The 17,705-nt window shown below is 69.8% G+C and carries 15 protein-coding genes, 2 pseudogenes and 1 riboswitch; of the genes and pseudogenes, 10 read left to right on the forward strand and 7 right to left on the reverse strand.

All coding sequences use genetic code 11. From position 1 onward, the window contains the following. Window positions 1-88 precede the first annotated feature (88 nt). The gene (locus VGZ32_RS20375; protein WP_326887707.1) at window positions 89-700 is read left to right on the forward strand and encodes a hypothetical protein; all 612 of its coding nucleotides are present in this window, start codon (window positions 89-91) and stop codon (window positions 698-700) included. Between the two features lie 136 nt (window positions 701-836). On the opposite strand, the pseudogene VGZ32_RS28820 reads toward VGZ32_RS20375, so the two are convergent. Both VGZ32_RS28820 and VGZ32_RS28825 read right to left on the reverse strand, forming a co-directional pair. Next, window positions 837-953 (reverse strand): annotated as a pseudogene (locus VGZ32_RS28820) (MgtC/SapB family protein); the annotation flags it as partial. A gap of 37 nt (window positions 954-990) precedes the next feature. Next, window positions 991-2,609 (reverse strand): annotated as a pseudogene (locus VGZ32_RS28825) (NRAMP family divalent metal transporter). 321 nt (window positions 2,610-2,930) lie between these two features. Beyond that, window positions 2,931-3,107, reverse strand: a riboswitch (M-box (ykoK) riboswitch). Window positions 3,108-3,215: 108 nt separating this feature from the next. Here VGZ32_RS28825 and VGZ32_RS20390 point away from each other — a divergent pair. From VGZ32_RS20390 to VGZ32_RS20410, 5 genes are all read left to right on the forward strand, one after another. Next, window positions 3,216-3,569 carry a hypothetical protein gene (locus VGZ32_RS20390; protein ID WP_326887709.1) on the forward strand — a complete coding sequence of 118 codons (354 nt, stop codon included), beginning with the start codon at window positions 3,216-3,218 and terminating at the stop codon, window positions 3,567-3,569. Window positions 3,570-3,976: 407 nt separating this feature from the next. Beyond that, a complete protein-coding gene (locus tag VGZ32_RS20395; RefSeq protein WP_326887711.1) occupies window positions 3,977-4,927 on the forward strand; it encodes an FAD:protein FMN transferase in 951 nt (316 codons plus the stop codon). Then, a complete protein-coding gene (locus tag VGZ32_RS20400; RefSeq protein WP_326887712.1) occupies window positions 4,924-5,541 on the forward strand; it encodes a ferric reductase-like transmembrane domain-containing protein in 618 nt (205 codons plus the stop codon). Before VGZ32_RS20395 ends, VGZ32_RS20400 begins: the two co-directional genes overlap by 4 nt. A gap of 11 nt (window positions 5,542-5,552) precedes the next feature. Then, entirely contained in the window at window positions 5,553-6,842 is a 1,290-nt protein-coding gene (locus VGZ32_RS20405; RefSeq protein WP_326887713.1) for an NADH-ubiquinone oxidoreductase-F iron-sulfur binding region domain-containing protein, read from the forward strand. Window positions 6,843-6,846: 4 nt separating this feature from the next. Then, the gene (locus VGZ32_RS20410) at window positions 6,847-7,059 is read left to right on the forward strand and encodes a ferredoxin (protein WP_326887714.1); all 213 of its coding nucleotides are present in this window, start codon (window positions 6,847-6,849) and stop codon (window positions 7,057-7,059) included. Here the strand turns inward: VGZ32_RS20410 and VGZ32_RS20415 are convergent. Genes VGZ32_RS20415 through VGZ32_RS20430 form a run of 4 tightly spaced genes read right to left on the reverse strand, consistent with a single transcriptional unit; the run spans window position 7,040 to window position 10,105 of the window. Beyond that, on the reverse strand, window positions 7,040-7,672 hold the full coding sequence (locus VGZ32_RS20415) for a hypothetical protein (protein WP_326887715.1): 633 nt from the start codon (window positions 7,670-7,672) through the stop codon (window positions 7,040-7,042). The two genes, VGZ32_RS20410 and VGZ32_RS20415, sit on opposite strands and share 20 nt — an antisense overlap. Beyond that, window positions 7,669-8,379 (reverse strand): hypothetical protein, encoded by a 711-nt coding sequence (locus VGZ32_RS20420; protein WP_326887716.1) that lies wholly within the window; start codon window positions 8,377-8,379, stop codon window positions 7,669-7,671. Before VGZ32_RS20420 ends, VGZ32_RS20415 begins: the two co-directional genes overlap by 4 nt. Further along, entirely contained in the window at window positions 8,379-9,758 is a 1,380-nt protein-coding gene (locus tag VGZ32_RS20425) for a hypothetical protein (RefSeq protein ID WP_326887717.1), read from the reverse strand. The genes VGZ32_RS20420 and VGZ32_RS20425 overlap by 1 nt, the downstream gene beginning before the upstream one ends. After that, entirely contained in the window at window positions 9,755-10,105 is a 351-nt protein-coding gene (locus tag VGZ32_RS20430) for a type VII secretion target (protein WP_326887718.1), read from the reverse strand. Before VGZ32_RS20430 ends, VGZ32_RS20425 begins: the two co-directional genes overlap by 4 nt. A gap of 152 nt (window positions 10,106-10,257) precedes the next feature. Between VGZ32_RS20430 and VGZ32_RS20435 the strand changes: the two genes are divergently transcribed. Both VGZ32_RS20435 and VGZ32_RS20440 read left to right on the forward strand, forming a co-directional pair. Then, window positions 10,258-11,940, forward strand: a complete 1,683-nt coding sequence (locus VGZ32_RS20435; protein ID WP_326887719.1) for an acyl-CoA dehydrogenase family protein — start codon at window positions 10,258-10,260, stop codon at window positions 11,938-11,940. A 170-nt stretch (window positions 11,941-12,110) separates the two neighbouring features. Further along, the gene (locus VGZ32_RS20440) at window positions 12,111-12,677 is read left to right on the forward strand and encodes an EF-hand domain-containing protein (protein ID WP_326887720.1); all 567 of its coding nucleotides are present in this window, start codon (window positions 12,111-12,113) and stop codon (window positions 12,675-12,677) included. A 47-nt stretch (window positions 12,678-12,724) separates the two neighbouring features. Here the strand turns inward: VGZ32_RS20440 and VGZ32_RS20445 are convergent, their stop codons facing one another. Further along, on the reverse strand, window positions 12,725-13,969 hold the full coding sequence (locus VGZ32_RS20445) for a lactate 2-monooxygenase (protein WP_326887721.1): 1,245 nt from the start codon (window positions 13,967-13,969) through the stop codon (window positions 12,725-12,727). 30 nt (window positions 13,970-13,999) lie between these two features. Between VGZ32_RS20445 and VGZ32_RS20450 the strand changes: the two genes are divergently transcribed. Both VGZ32_RS20450 and VGZ32_RS20455 read left to right on the forward strand, forming a co-directional pair. Then, entirely contained in the window at window positions 14,000-15,415 is a 1,416-nt protein-coding gene (locus VGZ32_RS20450; protein WP_326887722.1) for a class II fumarate hydratase, read from the forward strand. A 281-nt stretch (window positions 15,416-15,696) separates the two neighbouring features. Further along, a partial coding sequence (locus tag VGZ32_RS20455) for a GH92 family glycosyl hydrolase (protein WP_326887723.1) occupies window positions 15,697-17,705 on the forward strand: 2,009 nt, incomplete at its 3' end.

The following is a 17,705-nucleotide window of genomic DNA, read 5'->3' on the forward strand; positions in this document are numbered from 1 at the left end:
CCGACTGAACGGCTCCATGCGCCCCCGACTGAACCCACCCGGAGCGAAAGCCACCCGAACGCCTTTTCGACGCTCTACCCTCATTGGCATGCATTTTGCGGGGGAGCCCTTCTGGTGGCAGGCGAGCGAGGGCATGCCCCAACCGCTGATGACCGCCTTGTACCTGCGCGACGCCGCCGGGCTCGACGTGCGCGTCGACACGGTCGTGCCGCCGCTGGAACCGACCGTGGACCTCGACGCAGGCCTGGCCATGTACGCGACCGAGCAGGCCGCGCACGACTGGGCGGCGTGGTGGGAGACGTTCTTCGACACCTCCGCCGAGTTGCTCGGGCCGCCGATGGTCGTGCTCGATCCGATGCTCGCGTCGGAGGTCGGAGTCGATCTGCTGCGCCTGATCGAAGCCGGCTACGAAGACTCCCAGCGCTGGTTGAGTGACCAGGCCCGCGCCTACGCCCAGGAGCGCGTCCGCGAGCCGCACAGCGACAGGGTCCTGATCACCGATATCACCCGCGAGGCCGAACGGCGGCTCGGCCACCGCGCCGCGCCGTTCCGCCTGCGTATCAGCATCCTGCCGGTCGAGGGCGTGTGGGGCCGCCGGGTGCGGCCCGAGCACGTCCTGGCGAGCCGACACCTGCGCGCTAACGCCGAGGCGTTCCGCGCCTTCATCGAACCGGTGATCGACGAATTGGCCGACGGCTGACCGCTCCGACTCCCGTCAGGTCTCGGCGCGCGCGGTGACCGCGGGCAGCGGGCTCTCGGCGTCGGCTGCGGTATGCCAGTGCACCGTGTGGATGCCCGGCTCGAGCGACAAGCGGGCGACCAGGTGTTCGAGGCGGGTGGGTGCGCAGCCCGGCCATCTGGGCGCGCCACTGGCGCTCGACGCCGATGACGGCGCCGCAGCCCAGGCCCACCGCCAGGCGGGTGATGAACTCGAGTGTGGTCAGGGTGTGCACGATGTCACCCGCCTTTCCGCAGAAGACGACGGCGCCGTCAGTGGCCCAGCGCCACCTCGACGATCTTGATGATTACCATAATCATCGCAACGAGCAGGTAGAGCCGCAGCGCGCCCATGCCGATCCGGCGGCCGAGCGAGAAGCGGACCCGGCCCAGCTCCGCCAGCGGCGGCATCCGCCAGTTCTCCCGGCCGGTGCGGTCGATCGGGACGCTCGGGCCGCGGCGACGGGCGGCTGAGACCGCGAAGGCGGCCACGGCGATCCCGAGCAGGCCGCAGACGATCATGATGTCCAGGATCTGGTGCGCGCCGATGGTCGGGAACAGCACCGAGGCGGTCAGGATCACCGACAGCGTCACCAAAACGCCGACGATCGCGCTCGTGAACGCGTTGAGCTTTGCGCCGTTGACCCAGGGGCCGAGGACGTCTCGGTCGTTGCACAGCAGCAGCAGGAACACCGACGCGGACGGCAGCAGCACTCCGGCCAGGACCTGTACGCCCTGGGTGAGCAGGCCCAGCGGCGAGCCGGGGATCAGCACGAGCGTCGCGGCGCCGCCGATCAGCAGTGCGTAGACCGCGTAGAAGCCCTTGGCCTGCTTGAACCCGCGGTGCAGCGAGTGGTTGAGGCCGAGCACGTCGCCCAGCGCGTAGGAGGTGGACAGGGAGACCGCGAACGCGCCGATGATCGAGGCGTCCAGCAGCGCGATCGCGAACAGCACACCGGCGGCCTTGCCCGCGTAGGCGGCGATCCCGGTGGCCAGGCCCGCGGCGTCGGTGAAGTTGCCGACGCCCTTGGTGCCCGCGAAGGCCGCGGCGGTGGCGCCCATGATGGCGGCGCCGCCGACTACGACGATGACCATGCCGATCACCAGGTCGGCCTTCTCGTACTTCATGAATCGGGGGTGATCCGCTTGTCGATGATGTACGACTGCTGGAAGAACAGCTGCCAGGGCGCGACGGTCGTCCCGACGATCCCGATGACCAGCAGCATCACCGTGGCCAGCTGGCTCGAACCGCCTGGCATGGTCGGGATCAGGAAGCCGTGAGCCATCTGCGAAGCGTGCGGATGGGCCAGGAAGTAGATCGGCACCAGCAGCAGCGAGCCGAGGCAGAAAGCGACCGCGACCCGCTCGAACCGGCGGAACGAGCCCGTGGACGCCGCCGCGATGATGACGCCCGCGGCCAGGACGACGGAGGGGATCTTCGGCAGGCCGAGGTATCCGGTCGCCAGCGTGATGCCGATGAACTCGGTGACGATCGTCAGAGCATTGAGAATGAAGAGGTCGATGACGCTGAACGCGCCCCAGAACTTGCCGAAGCGCTCGAGAATGAGCCGGGCGTGCCCGACCCCGGTCACCGCGCCGAGCCGGACGACCATCTCCTGGTTGACGTACAGCACCGGCACCAGGAGCAGCAGCGTCCATAGCAGCGAGGTGCCGTAGTTCTGCCCGGCCTGCCCGTAGGTCGCGAACGCGCCCGCGTCGTTGTCGCCGACCAGCACGATCAGCCCGGGGCCGACGATCGCCAACAGGGTCTTGAGCTTGGCGGACAGGCCGCGGCGGGGCGCCGTGTCGTCGAGCCGGATGGTGCCGAGCGCCCCGCGGATGTCGCCGACGTGCATGTCGTCGAGCACTGCGGCGCGGGTGGTGGTGGTCATCGTGGTCACGGTGGATCCCTCCCTCGCCCCGAGCGGGGCCGGTCACGTTGGGGAGGCGCGCGGCGCTGGTCACTCCTGCGGGCGGGCACGCGAAAGGCGCGCGTCACCGCGGGTTGTGGCGCAGAAAGTGAAAGTGGGCTACCGCGAGCCGGTGGAAAGCGGGAACACGTGGATGTGGGGCCGTAGTCGGCCCGGTCTACTAGAGCTGGGATCCATCGGTCTCGCCTCCCTCCGGTCGGGCGCACCTAACGCAGCTGGCTGACACTGGGTCGATTGACGCTGAGTCGGTTGACACTGTGAGGGAAGACCGGCCACGACGCCGGAACACCCCTGACTCGTAAGAGCTTTGGCACTGCCCGGCGTATCCCCGCGGATCGCGGGAAGCCACTTGGCCTCACCCCTTAAGTCGGGGAGAGGTGTCCTGAACCTGGGCGTCTCTCGACGTCGTAGGGTCAGTGGCCTGTGTCCGAACAGACGCCTCACCTAACGAGGTGCCTTAGTAACCTCCGCAAGGGTACCCCGCGGCTGACAGATCGGCAAAACGCGCCGAGTTGATGTCGTGCCAGCACCCTCGCGCCGAGTCCGGCCCGGCCCTACCGTACCTACATGACTGCGGCAGACCTGACCCCGGCCGAGATCGCTGCGGCGCTGGCCGCCCGGCGGGAGCTCGGACCCGAGTACGAGGACGCGATCGCCGCCTCGCTGGCGGAGCGCGTCGAACGAGAGATCGCCCGGCGCGTCGACGCGGCGCCGGTCGCCCCCGCGCAACCCGCCCGCGCGCGTCAGGAACCATCCGGGAACGACGGGCGCTGGATCGGCGTCGCCTCGCTGATCGCGGGCATCCCGGTGACCGGCATCGTCGCGGGCACCAGCCATGGCAACGTGCTCGCGATCGCGGTCGCCTGGGGTGGCATCGCGCTGGTGAACATGGCACACGCGCTCGGCCGCCGGCACGGCTGAGGCCGGCGGCGGGGATTTCTCTCCCACTTCTCATGATGCTCTTACCTCCCGTCCAGGGCCTCGCTCATCGGCAGGGCAGATTGTTGAAAGCGTCAGCAATCAAGCGGCCCACGGACGGAGGCCTCAGCCATGCCCGATCAGCCCGACCAGGCACGCCGCCTTAGCAGGAACCGAGTCAACACGGTCACTTCCGCGGTTGGCATCTCCGGAGTCGCCGGCGCCTTCGCGCTCGCGTTCGCGCTGCCGGGATCGAGTCACGGCTCGTCGGGCGGCGCGACCACGACGACGAACGACACGACGTCCACGACGAACGGCTCCACGAACAGCGGATCCAGCACGACGACGAACTCCAACCAGGCTCCGCAGACAACGAACTCGGCCCCCCAAGCGACCTCCGGCGGCTCCTGATGGCCGCCCCGACGTCGCGCGTCGCGGCCAGTGACTGGACCGCCCTCGGGACCCGTATCCGCCTCCTGGTCACCGACCCCGCCGCACTCCCCGCCGCCCGTGCTCTGCTCGAATCAGACCTCGACGGCCTCGACCGCGCCTGCAGCCGGTTCCGGCCGGACTCCGAGCTGGTCGCGCTCGACCGCGCCGACGGACGCTGGACCCCGCTGTCGCCGCTGCTCGCCGAGGCCGTCGCGGTCGCGCTCGAGGCCGCCCGGGAGACTGACGGCGACCTGGACCCGACCATCGGCGACGCCGTCGCCGCGCTGGGCTACGACCGCGACTTCGCGCAGGTCCCCGCCACCGGCCCGGCCATCACCGTGCACGTCCACCCGGCCCTGGGCTGGCGCCGGGTGGAACTGGACCGCTCGACCCGCAGCCTGCGGATGCCTCAGGGCACCCGGCTCGACCTCGGCGCCACCGCGAAGGCTTGGGCCGCCGACCGGGCCGCGCACCGCATCACGGAGCGGATGCACTGCGGCGTCCTTGTCTCGCTCGGCGGCGACATCGCCACCGCCGGACCCGCGCCCGAGGGCGGCTGGCGGGTCCGCGTCCAGGACGTCACGGGCGACCCGGACGACCCACCGACCGGCCCGACGCAGACGATCGCCCTGAGCAGCGGCGCGCTGGCCACGTCGAGCACCACCGCCCGCCGATGGGAGCGCGGCGGCGCCGTGCTGCACCACATCATCGATCCGCGCAGCGGCCTTCCCGCGCCGACGGTGTGGCGGACCGTCTCCGTCGCCGCGCCCACCTGCGTCGCCGCGAACACGGCCAGCACCGCCGCGATCATCCGTGGCCGCTCCGCCGTCAGCGCCCTGAGCCGCGACCGCGTCCCGGCCAGGCTCGTCGGCCTGGACGGCGCGGTGGCGACGACCGGCGGCTGGCCCGACGAGGAGGGCGTCGCATGAACGGCATCACCGCGAGCACCGCGCTCTGGTACTCGAGCCGGGCCACCGGAATCGTCGCGCTGGTCATGCTGACGGCGGTGGTCGTGCTCGGTGTCGCCGTCAACCGCCAGAGCAGGCTGCCCGGCCTTCCCCGGTTCGGCGTCGTCGGGCTACACCGCAGCGTCTCGCTGCTCTCCGTCGTCTTCCTTGCGATCCACGTGGTGACCGCCGTCGTCGACCCCTACGTCACGCTGCGCCTGACCGACGCCGTACTGCCCTTCGGGGCCTCGTACGAGCCGCTGTGGATCGGGCTCGGCGCCGTCTCATTCGACCTGATGGCCGCCGTCATCGTGACCAGCCTGCTGCGGGTGCGCCTCGGCCGGCCGATCTGGCGGGCGGTGCACTGGCTGGCCTATGTCTCGTGGCCGGTGGCGATCGCGCACGGCATGGGCAGCAGCACGGACATGCAGAGCGGCTGGCTGCTCGCGCTGGCGATCGGCTGCATCGTCGCGGTCGTGGCAGCCGTGGCCTGGCGGATCGCGGGCAAGGCAAACGCCGCGCCACGTCCCGCCCGCGTCGCGCAGGTATTCACGCAGATCCGCCGACACGAGTCCGTCCGCGCGGGCGGTAGATAGCGATGGCCACCATGACTGCTCAAGCACAGGTCTCCCACCCCGGCTCCGCGTCGGGTCTCGCGCCCGGACGGCGCCTCCTCCCGCCTGCGGGTCTGACCTTGGATCAGCACCTCGTGTTGCACGGCCCGCCTGCATACCGGGGGCGCCTGGGTGCGCTCGTCGACGAGCTTCGCGCGGCCGGCCTGACCGGACGCGGCGGCGCAGCGTTCCCCGTGCACCGGAAGATGTCGGCGGTGCTCAGCGCCGGGGGCCGCCCGGTCGTGGCGGCGAACGGCGCCGAGGGCGAACCTGCCGCGCACAAGGACAAGACGCTGCTCGCCCTCGCCCCGCATCTCGTGCTCGACGGGCTCCAGCTCGCCGCGGAGGCGGTCGGCGCGCGCGATGCTTATCTCTATATCCACCGAGCCGGCCGCGTGTCGCAGTACCTGGACGCCGTATTGGCACAGCGCCATGCCGCGCAAGTGGACCGCGTCCCGGTGTCCGTCGTCTATGCTCCGCCGCGCTTCCTGGCCGGGCAGGAATCAGCACTCGTGCATCGAATCGAGGGCGGCCCGGCCGTGCCGCGCTACGCACCGCGCCTGGTCGCCGAGTGCGGAATCGCCGGCGCTCCTACACTGGTGCAGAACGTGGAGACCCTCGCGCACATCGCCCTGATCGCCCGGTACGGAGCGCCCTGGTTTCGCGAAGCAGGCACACCCGAAGAACCCGGCACGATGCTGGCGACCATCTATCCCGCATCCGGCAAGGCCCGCGTCGTCGAGACAGCGCCCGGGACGCCCATCTCAGCCCTCCTCGACGTGCAGGCAGCGCAAGCAGTCCTCGTGGGCGGCTACCACGGAACCTGGCTCCCCGCCGCCCGAGCCGCCCAACTCCGACTCTCTAACACCGCGCTCAGACCCGAAGGCGCCGCCCTCGGCGCAGGAGTGCTCGCCGCACTGCCGTACGACCGATGCGGCGTGCGCGAGACCGCGAGAGTGCTGCGCTATCTCGCCGACGAATCCGCCGGCCAATGCGGCCCCTGCCTCAACGGTCTGCCCCGGGTCGCCGACACCTGGGCCACCCTCGCCGGCGCCGGACCGCACCGCGCCGCACGCGCCAACCTCGAGCGGTGGGCGCACCTCCTCGACGGGCGCGGGGCCTGCCATCACCCAGACGGCAGCATGCGCTTCGCACGCAGCGCATTCACGGTCTTCGGGGACGACCTCCGGCATCACGAGCGCGGCTACTGCAGTGGCACGAACAGCGCTCCGTTTCTGCCGCTGCCCGCACACGCGCCTCTCGCCGACGAAGACTGGAGCTAACGAAATGAACGGAACGACACGGCTGCGCGTCGACCCGACCCGCTGCACCGGCCACGGTTGCTGCGCGGAACTCCTCGCCGAGCACATCAGCCTCGACGAGTGGGGTTACCCGGTCATCGCCGAAGCGGACATCCCCGCCGTACTTCTCCGCGACGCCAAGCGCGCGGTAGCCGACTGCCCCGCCTTGGCTCTGCGGCTCAGCCGCGAAGCTTATTGAACAGCCGCTTGGCCGCGGTCGGCCCCTGCGGCTCCGGCTCCTGCGGGTGGTCGATGATCCACGGTTCGTCCGTCGAGGTCGGATCGTCCGGGGTCTTGAAGGGCTTGGCGGTGTACTTTGCGGCGAACTGCTCGATCTTCGCCGCGGTCTCGAGGGCGCCGAGCGGGACGCCGCGGCGGCCGCCGATGGCGGTCCTTCGCCCGTCGCCGACCGGCGTGAACAGACCGCCGAAACGCAGGTCTCCGGCGAACCAGAGGCTGGTGAGTAGAGGCGTCGCCCAATCCTGCTCGTCCGGCCACTTGACGGAGTACTGGCAGAGCGGCTTCTGAGTGGCGGGATCGAGAATCAACACCTGGCCCAGATCCGCCTTCCACACCCACCGGTTGGTCAGACCGTCGAGGACCGTGTGCGCGTTGAGGCTCTTCGGGTCCGCGATCTTCGACCAGCGGCCGAGCTTGACCGGATACTCCTGCCAGGCAAACCGCTCGAGGAGGTACTTGTCTCGCTCGGCCTGCTCACGCCGCCACTTGCTCTGGCTGTTGAGGCCCTCCTGAATCCGCGCGGACAGCTGCGGATCGCTGAGCGGCGGGTTCGGCGGCGTCGGCGAGGTCATGAGCCAAGTCCTCCGAGGATCTGGTTGATCGACTGTGCGGTGCTGCCGGCGTCCTCGGAACCCCGCGGGGCGGTGAAGGAGACCGAGTTCGCCATGAGCACCATCATGGTCCGGAACTGCGGCCCGTGCGACACGTACGGCGTGGAGAACTCGATGGCCACCAGCCGGGTGCCGTCCTCGGACGGCACGAGGGCCTGGAGTTGGTAGACCTCGGCGTCGCCGGCCGGGCCCGCCTCCCCGGGCAGCTGCGGACGCTGCAGGGTGACGATGCTCTCGAAGAACAGCGTCGGCCCGCTCGCGAGGTCAACCAGGTCCGCCTGCCCGTGCTCGCCGGCTTCGGCCTTGATTTCGACGAGATCCCCCAGCACGAGCCGGGGATTGCGCTTCTCGCCCAGCTCCTGCAACGAAAGGACCAGGCTGGACGAGACGATCGTGCCGTCCTCGGCCCCGTGCCAGCCGAGCCCGCAGTACACGCCGTTGCGCTGTTCGAGTTGGTCGAGCAACACGCTGAACGTGCCGATGACGGCGGACAGAAGCTCCTGCTGCTCGGGTGGCGCGAGTTCGCGCAGATTCGCCTCGGCCGTCGCCAGGACGTCGTCGGTGTCGGTGAGCGGCAGGGGGAAGTAGCCCTGCGGCATCTCGATCCAGAAGTTCAGCGCCTCGTCCGCGGATTCGGTCGCGGAGAGGATGTCCGTGATCCCGGGCATCAGCCGATCGCCTGCTTGACGTCGTGGTACAGGCTGCTGACGACGGACTTGCCCTTCCAGGCGAGCTCGACGTTCTGGCCGACCGTCTGCGCGGCCTCGTCACCGAGGCTGAATACCTTCGTCACCGCAGGCATGACGCCGTACTTGACCGGCAAGCTCAGCGAGTGCGCGCCGTACGACATGGCGTTGAAGACCCGGTTCCCGTAGGTCGCGCCGTCCTTGATGGCCTGCGCGCCGCCCTCGAACGCGTCCTCGGTGATGCCGGTGACGCCGCGGGCGATGGACGGGATGTCCGCGAGGGTACCCGTTGTCGCCTCGGCAGCGCTGCCGACGAGCTTGCCGATCACGGGTATGGACTTGGTCGCGTCCACGGCGCCTTCGACGCCGTATCCCGCCTTGCCGAGCGCGCCGACGCCGGGTATGACGCTGAGTGCGTCGAGGCCCACCGAGGAGGCGTTCTTCAGGTTCTGCAGGGTGAAGTGGCCGGTGAGCAGGCCGCCGAGCGCGTCGCGGACCTTCGGGTTGGCGAAGTCGCAGGCCAGGGCGCCGACTCCGGCACCGATGGCGACCGCGCCCGCGACCACGTCGATCGGGGGCGGCGTGCACAGCGCGATCAGGCCCGCCACGGCGGAGATCGTGGACAACACCGAGTGGATCACGTCGAGGTGGCTCGACACCCAGCTGCCAACGGCCTTCAGGCCACTGGTGAAGTCGTTCCACAGGCTCGAGAAGAAGCCGGGCTTGGCCGGGGCGAGGTTCTTGGTCGCCTGCTCGAGCTGCTGGGCGTACCGCTTCGCCGCCGCCTCGTGCTGCGACGCCAGTTCCTGCGCCCGCTTCATGATGGCGTCGAGTTCCTGGTGCGCCTGGTCGGCCGCGTTGCCCGCGCTCCGGACGGCGGACTCCGCCTCGTCAATCCGGGACTGCGCGGCCTGCAAGTCCTGCTGCGTGTTGAAGAACTGGCCGACCAGCTTGAGGTCCGGGTTGTTCTGGGCCTGCTGGAGCTCCTGGTCGGCGTGCTGCACGGCCTGCTTCGCTTCCGCAGCCTCCTGATCCAGTTTTCCGGCCACGTCCTTGAAGCCGAGCAGGTCGGTGTGCCAGTTCTTGAGCACGTCCACGGCGTTGGTCAGCGACGTGTGGGCGTTGGTCAGGTCGGTGGCGAGCTTGGAGTTGAAGTGCTCGCGGAAGGCGTCGCCCGCGGCTCCCTGCCACACTCCGCTGTTGGAATTGCGCATCTGGTCCAGCAGCGAGCCGGACTGCTGCATCGAATCCACGGCCTGCGACAGCCCCGACTCCATGGCGGAGACATCGTCCGGCACCCCCGGCACCGGGTTGAATCCGAGGTTCGGGTAGGTGGCCGCGCCGTCGGGGAAGACGCTCACTTCGCCCCCCTCGGCGTCGCCGCGGCGACCAGCGGATCGATCTGGCCCACGACCCCGTTGAGCTGGTTGGCCGCCTGGCTCACGGCGTCGTCGCATTGCTTGTACGCGTCGTGGGCTTTCTTCACGCCGTCGTTCGTTTCCTGGATCATCTGGCGAAGCTGCCCCAGACCGTATTGCCAGGTGTTCTGGAAATCGTCGGCGGCGGAATTCAGCTCGGACGTCCCCAATTGCCCCGCGTGCGACGAGCTCATCGCTTTCAGCGCCGCGTCCATCTGATCGCCCGCGTCCTGAAGCGTTTTCGTCATCTGTTGCAGGACGTCCAAATCCACCCGGAAAAATCCGCTCATCGTTGCTCCCCGGTCTGCACGATGGCCCCCGCTCGGCTGGAAGCCATGGACGACCTTAGCCGCTCCCCATGGCGCCGCGAAACAGGAAGGTCATGATCGCATCCGCCCCGGGGCGGATTCCCCAACGCCGTCAGAGGGATAAGACTGAGGGCATGGACCAGCAGACAGCGTCGCCGCTTGCGGAGCAAACAGATCCATATCAAACCGTACCGAACCAGCCGCCGCCGTTGCGCGACTACGACTCCTTCGCCGCGGACGAGGCTTTGGTGGAGGCGGTCTCCCGGCACGGCGGGCGCGGCTCGCTCGACTCCCTCTCCGCGCTCGGCCGCCTGGCCGGCTCGGCGAAGGCGCTGGCCTGGGCGGAAAAGGCGAACGCGCATCCGCCGGTTCTGCGGACCTTCGACCGCTACGGCAACCGGATCGACGAGGTCGAGTTCCACCCCGCCTGGCACCGCCTGATGGACGCCGCGGTCAGCCACGGCCTGGCCGGCGCGGCGTGGATCGGCGGGCCCGCGGCGCACGTGACGAGAGCGGCGGGGTTCATGGTGTGGAGCGGAACCGAATCAGGACACGGATGTCCGATCTCGATGACCTACGCCGGCGTCGCGGCGCTGCGCGCCGATCCGGAAGTCGACCCGACCTGGGAGCCCGGCCTCACCTCCCATATCTACGACTTCGGACTGCGCCCGGCCAGCGAGAAGGCCGGGCTGGTGTGCGGCATGGCGATGACCGAGAAGCAGGGCGGCTCCGACGTCCGGGCGAACACGACGCGAGCGGTGCCGCTCGATGCGGCCGGGGAGTACCTGCTGACCGGCCACAAGTGGTTCTGCTCGGCGCCGATGAGCGACCTGTTCCTGGTCCTGGCGCAGGCTCCGGATGGCCTGACCTGCTTTGTCGTGCCGCGCGTGCTGTCGGACGGGACGCGAAACCCGTTCCTGCTGCAACGGCTCAAGGACAAGCTCGGCAACCGGTCCAACGCGTCCGCCGAGGTGGTGTTCGACCGCACCTGGGGCCGTCGGCTAGGGCCCGAGGGCCGCGGGGTGGCGACCATCATCGAGATGGTCGGCATGACCCGGCTCGACTGCGTCAGCGGGTCCGCGGCCCTCATGCGGCGGGCGGTGGCCGAGGCGACGCACCACGCGGCCCATCGCCGGGCGTTCGGGTCGGCACTCATCGACAAACCCCTGATGCAGAACGTGCTGGCGGATCTGGCGGTGGAGTCGGAGGCCGCGACCGCGCTGGCGATCCGGCTCGCCGCCGCGTTCGACGACGACGGTGAGGGCGAGGCGGACCGGGCGCTGCACCGACTCGGCGTCGCGGTCGGCAAGTACTGGGTGACCAAACGGGCCATCGCCGTCGCGGCGGAGGCGCTCGAATGCCTTGGCGGCAACGGCTACGTAGAGGAGTCCGGCATGCCCCGGCTGCTGCGCGAGGCCCCGGTCAACTCGGTCTGGGAGGGGTCCGGCAACGTCAACGCCCTCGACGTGCTGCGCGCGCTCTCGCGCGAGGCGGAGGCGGCGCAAGCGCTGATCGGCGAGGCGGCGCTCGCGCGCGGTGCGGACAAGCGATTCGACGCGGCGCTGCTCGAACTCGAGGGCGCGCTCTCCCGGCTGCGCGAGTCGGACCAGGACGGCGCCGAGTTCCAAGCCCGCCGCCTGGTCGAGCGGTTGGCGACGGTGTTGCAGGGCTCGCTGCTGCTCCGCTTCGCCCCTTCGCCGGTCGCCGACGCCTTCTGCGCCTCCCGACTCGCGGATGGCGGCGCGACCTTCGGCACGCTGCCGCCGGGCGTGGACGCGAAGGCGATCGTGGAGAGGGCCCGGCCGCTGTTCGGCTAGGGGGCTGCGCGGCGCTTGCGGGATTGGATGCCAAGGTCACTGTGGAGAGGGCCCGGCTGCTGATCGGCTGAGTGTGCTCACCCAGGTGGACGCGGCGGGGTGCGGCCCGCCGCGTCGCCTGGGTGACTGGTTCGGGGGCCGTAACGACGAACCAGTCAAGGAGCGCGGCAATGCTTACGGAACTCCAGGCGGCGAAGCTGGACCGGCGGTTCGAACTGCTCGACGCGGACGGCGACGGCTTCATCACCGCAGCCGACTACGACCAGACCGCGGTCGCCGTGTGCGTGGCGTTCGAGTACCTCGAGGGCTCGCCGCAGCACGAACGGGTGCATGTGACGTTCCTGACCATGTGGGACAAGCTGAGCCGGAAGATGGACGGCAGGCACTCCGGACGCATCTCCCGCGACCAGTTCATCTCCTCCTGCACGGACAGCATCATCCAGCGCGAGGGCGGCTACGACCGCAACATCCGCCCGGTCGTGGACGCGGTCTTCGACATCATCGACGCCGACGGCAACGGCGTGCTGGACGTGGACGAGCTGGCGACCTGGTTCAACGCCTACGGGGTCTGCGTGGACGACGCGCAGCGCGCCTTCACCGAGCTGGACCGCAACGGCGACGGCGTGCTCAGCCGCGGCGAGATCCACCAGGCCGTCGAGGAGTACTACACCAGCGACGACCCGAAGGCCCGCGGCAACAAGATCTACGGCCCGCTGACGGTGGCCCTGCCGAAGTGATTCGCCATCAGTTCGTCGTCGGTTCGCCGTGACTCGCCGCGGGGCGATCACGCCCGCGTCAGCGCGTCGCGGCTGAGCTCGGCCGGGCCGCGATAACCCGCGAGTGCGAGCGTGAGGTCGAACTCGGCCAGCAGGCAGCGCAGGACGTGGTCGACCCCGGCCTGGCCGTCCAGACCGAGCCCATACGCGTACGGACGGCCCAGCAGGACGGCCTTCGCGCCGAGGGCTAAGGCCTTGAACACGTCGTCCCCGGTGCGGATCCCGCTGTCGAACAGCACCGTGAGCCGGTCGCCGACCGCGTCGACGACCGGCGGCAGCGCGTCGGCCGCCCCGATCGCCCCGTTGACCTGGCGGCCGCCGTGGTTCGAGACCACGACCCCGTCCATCCCGGCGTTGGCGGCGCGGCGTGCGTCGTCGGGGTGCTGGATGCCCTTGAGGAGCATCGGGCCCTTCCAGCGCTCGCGCAGGAAGGCGAGGTCTTCCCAGGTCGTGCCGGGGTTGTTGAACAGCGACACGAAGCGCAGGACCGCTGCGGTGAGGTCCTCGGCCACCGGCTTGGCCAGGCCCGCGAGGAAGGCGGGGTCGGTGAAGTAGTTCGCCGTGCCGATCCCGTGCAGGAAGGGCAGGTACGCGCGGTCCAGGTCGCGCGGTCGCCAGGCCAGCAGCCGGGTGTCGAGGGTGACGACCAGCGCCGAGTACCCCGATGCGGCGGCGCGGTCCAGGAAGCTCTCGGTGACGTCGCGGTCCCTGCCCCAGTACAGCTGGAACCAGCGCACGGCGTCCGGACCCATCGCCTCGGCCACCTGCTCCATCGGCGTACTCGACGCCGAGGACAGGATGAAGGGGATTCCGCGGCCTGCTGCGGCACGGGCGGCGGCCGGCTCCGCGCCCTCGTGCATGATCGACAGCACTCCGACCGGCGCCAACGCCACCGGAGTCGGCAGCCGCGTGCCGAACAGCTCGACGGACAGGTCGCGCCGCTCGACGTCGCGCAGCATCCTCGGCACGATCCGCCAGCGGTCGAGTGCGTCGCGGTTGGCCCGCGCCGTCTTCCCGTCGCCCGCGCTGCCCGCCACGTAGCCGACTGCTCCCGGGTCGAGCCGCTCCTCCGCCACCCGCTCGAGGGCGGTCAGGTCGGTCGGCAGGGACGGCACCGCACCGGTCGTCCCGTTGAGGTAGATCTCGTATTGGAAGGCCGACCAATCGGTGAGCGGCGCGGAGGACGGAATGGACGGGACGGAGGGGATGGACGCGGAAGACGGGGAAGAGGGGGAGGAGTCGCCGGCGGTCATGAGCGACGATGGTATTCGGAGGTGACGGCGATGAACACGGGTGAGCCGGACGTCGAGGTGCGCGTGGAGCACGACTCGATGGGAGAGGTGCTGGTACCCGCGCGCGCCAAGTGGCGGGCGCAGACGCAGCGGGCGGTGGAGAACTTCCCGATCTCCGGCGCCGGCCTGGAGCGGGCGCACATCGCCGCGCTCGGCGCGGTCAAGGCGGCCGCGGCCCGCGCCAACGCCGAGCTGGGCGTGCTGCCGGCAGACTTGGCCGAGGCGATCGGGGCGGCGGCGCGGGAGGTGGCCGAGGGGCGCTGGGACGACCAGTTCCCGATCGACGTGTTCCAGACCGGGTCCGGGACGTCGTCGAACATGAACGCCAACGAGGTGATCGCGACGCTGGCGGCGGAGCGGCTCGGCCGGCCGGTGCACCCCAACGACCACGTGAACGCGTCGCAGAGCTCGAACGACGTGTTCCCGTCGTCGATCCACGTCGCCGCGGCCGGGCTGTTGGTCGGCGAGCTGCTACCGGCGCTGGACCATCTGGAGGAGGCGCTGTCGGTGCGGGCGGCGCGGTTCGCCGAGGTGGTCAAGGCCGGGCGCACGCATCTGATGGACGCCACGCCGGTCACGCTCGGCCAGGAGTTCAGCGGCTACGCGACGCAGATTCGCCGCGCGGTCGACCGGTTGGAGTCCGGGGTGCCGCGGTTGGCGGAGTTGCCGTTGGGTGGAACGGCGGTGGGTACCGGGCTGAACGCCCCGGCCGGATTCGCCGCGAGCGCGATCGAGCATCTGGCCCGGGAGACCGGGCTGCCGTTCACCGAGGCGCGCAACCACTTCGAGGCGCAGGGCGCGCGCGACGCGCTCGCCGAGACCTCCGGGAATCTGCGGGGGTTGGCGTTGGCGTTGTTCAAGATCTGTGGCGACCTGCGGCTCATGGGCTCCGGACCGCGCGCCGGGCTCGGCGAGATCGCATTGCCCGACCTCCAGCCCGGCTCGTCGATCATGCCGGGAAAGGTCAACCCCGTCATCCCGGAAGCGGTGCGCATGGTCTGCATCCAGGTGGTGGGCAACGACGCGGCGATTGCGTTCGGCTGCGCCTCGGGCGAGTTCGAACTCAACGTCACCCTCCCGGTGCTGGCCAGGAACCTGCTGGAGTCGCTGCGGCTGTTGGCCAACGCGTCGCGGCTGCTGGCAGACCGCTGCGTCGCGGGCATCCAGGCCGACGCTGATAAGTGCCGTGCGTATGCGGAGTCCTCGCCGTCGATCGTGACGCCGCTGAATCGGTATGTCGGTTACGAGGAGGCGGCGAAGATCGCCAAGCAGGCGCTTGCGGAGGGGCGCACCATCCGCGAGGTGACTGTCGCGCGCGGGCATGTGGCGAGTGGTGCGATTTCCGAGGAAGAACTCGACCGGGTTCTCGACGTGCTCGGCATGGCACATCCGCACGTGGGGAAGTGAGTCGGGGCTGGGAGAGCTGGGCGGGGTGGTGCGGGTGCTTTGCGTGTTCTGTATGGCGCGTCCGTACGTGGGGAGTGAGCCGGGCTGGGAGAGCTGGGCGGGGTCGTGGGTGTGCTTTGCGTGTCCTGCGTGGCGCGTCGGTCCGCAGGTAAGTGACACAAGCCGTCCGGACTGTTGACTGCGGACGCGATCAGCGCCACGATTCGTCGTCATGACAACGTTGTCAATCGCGCGGACCGCTGCCTGTGCCGCAGCGGGTGGCAGCCGCAGGGAGGATGGCCATGGAACACCCCGGTAAGGCCCCGACGACCCACGTCGGGAAAATCAGGCCACGCAACCGCATCGTCGGGCTCGTGGCCGGCAACGCCCTGATTCTCGGCGCTCTGACGGCCGGACCGGCCCTCGCGGCGTCGACCACGGCGTCAACGAATGCGAAGACCAACACCGCGAAGACGAACACCGCGACCTGCGTCAAGACTGCGACGGGGCTCGCGAACTGCACCCACCACACGAACGCTGCGGTCAAGGCGCCGGCCGCGACCTCCAACCAGACCGTCATGAGCAGCACCGTCTCCAACCCCGCCCAGTTCCTCGACACCAGGACCTGGACCACCGGCGGCGGCAACACGTTCCCGGGCGCCGACGTGCCGTACGGCATGGTGCAGTGGAGCCCTGACACGATGCCGAACCGCAACGCCGGCGGCGGCTACAACTTCGGCGACTCGGCGCTGACCGGGTACAGCCTCACCCACCTGAGCGGCCCCGGCTGCGGCGCCTTGGGCGACGTTCCCATCCTGCCGCTGACCGGGGCGCTGCCCTCGGGCGACCCGAGCAACGTCACCACCTCGTTCACCAACACCGGCGAGATCGCGCAGGCCGGCTACTACTCCGCCGAGAGCAACCTGCCACAGACTGTCACGTCGGAGTTCACCGCGACCCCGCACAGCTCGATGGGCCGCTTCACCTTCCCGAAGACCACCCAGGCCGACCTGCTGGTCAAGCTGATGGACAGCCAGAACGGCGACGCGGCGACCAGCGCTCAGGTGGTCGGGACCAACGAGCTCACCGGCTCGGTGACCAGCGGCAGCTTCTGCGGCGACGGGCAGCTGTACACGCTGTACTTCGACCTCGTGTTCGACCACCCGTTCACCGCGTCGCAGGTGGTCACCATGTCCGGGCAGACGAACCCGGACGCGGTGTTCCTGACCTTCGACACCAGCGCGGTGCAGACCCTGCAGGCGAAGGTCGGCATCTCCTACGTGAGCGCCGCGAACGCCAAGCTGGACTGGCAGACCGAGAACAGCGGCTGGAACTTCACCACGACGAAGAACACCGCGCAGAGCTCCTGGAACAAGCTGCTGAACAAGATCCAGGTGTCCGGCGGAACTGTGGCCAAGACCCAGCAGTTCTACAGCAACCTGTACAAGGTCCTGGTCCAGCCCAACATCACCAGCGACGTCAACGGACAGTACTTCGGGTCCGACGACAAGGTGCACACGGTCGCCGCGCCGCAGAAGGACCAGTACGGCATGTTCTCCGGCTGGGACATCTACCACGGCACCACGCAGCTCCAGGCGATCGTCGACCCGGCCGCCGCGAGCGACCAGGCCCAGTCGCTGCTCAACTACTACGCGCAGAACCAGATACTCCAGCAGTGGGGATATCTGAACCTTGACAACTACGTCATGGTCGGCGACCCCGCCGATTCCATCATCGCCAACTACTACGCCTTCGGCGCCCACAACTTCCAGACCGCCGCCGCGCTGGCCGACATGGTCAAGCAGGCGACGACGGTCAACGGCGTGCGGCCGGAAGAGGCGCTTGAGCAGCAGTACGGCTACATCCCGGAGGACGGCACGTACGGGTGCTGCAACGCGCACGGCTTCGTCTCGTCGCTGCTCGAGTACGACACCGCGGACTTCGCCCTGTCACAGTACGCTGCCGCGCTTGGCGACACCGTCGACGCGACCATGCTGCAGAACCGGGCGAACAACTGGGTGAACGTGTTCGACAGTTCGACCGGTCTGCTCACTCCGAAGATGGAGAACGGCGCGTTCATCCCCGGCATCACGCCGACCACGACCGCGCACTACGTCGAGGGCGACGCCTACGAGTACCTCTGGCAGGTCCCGAACGACTACGCCGGACTGTTCTCGCTGCTCGGCGGCAACGCGAAGGTGGCTCCGGCACTGGAGCAGTACCTCTCGCAGCCGAACGCGCAGGGCATGTACGCGTTGATGTCCAACGAGGAGGACCTCGGCCAGCCGAACGCGCTGGACTACGCGGGCGA

The sequence above is a fragment of the Actinocrinis sp. genome, assembly GCF_035938995.1.
Taxonomy (GTDB): Bacteria; Actinomycetota; Actinomycetes; order Streptomycetales; family Catenulisporaceae; genus DASZGI01.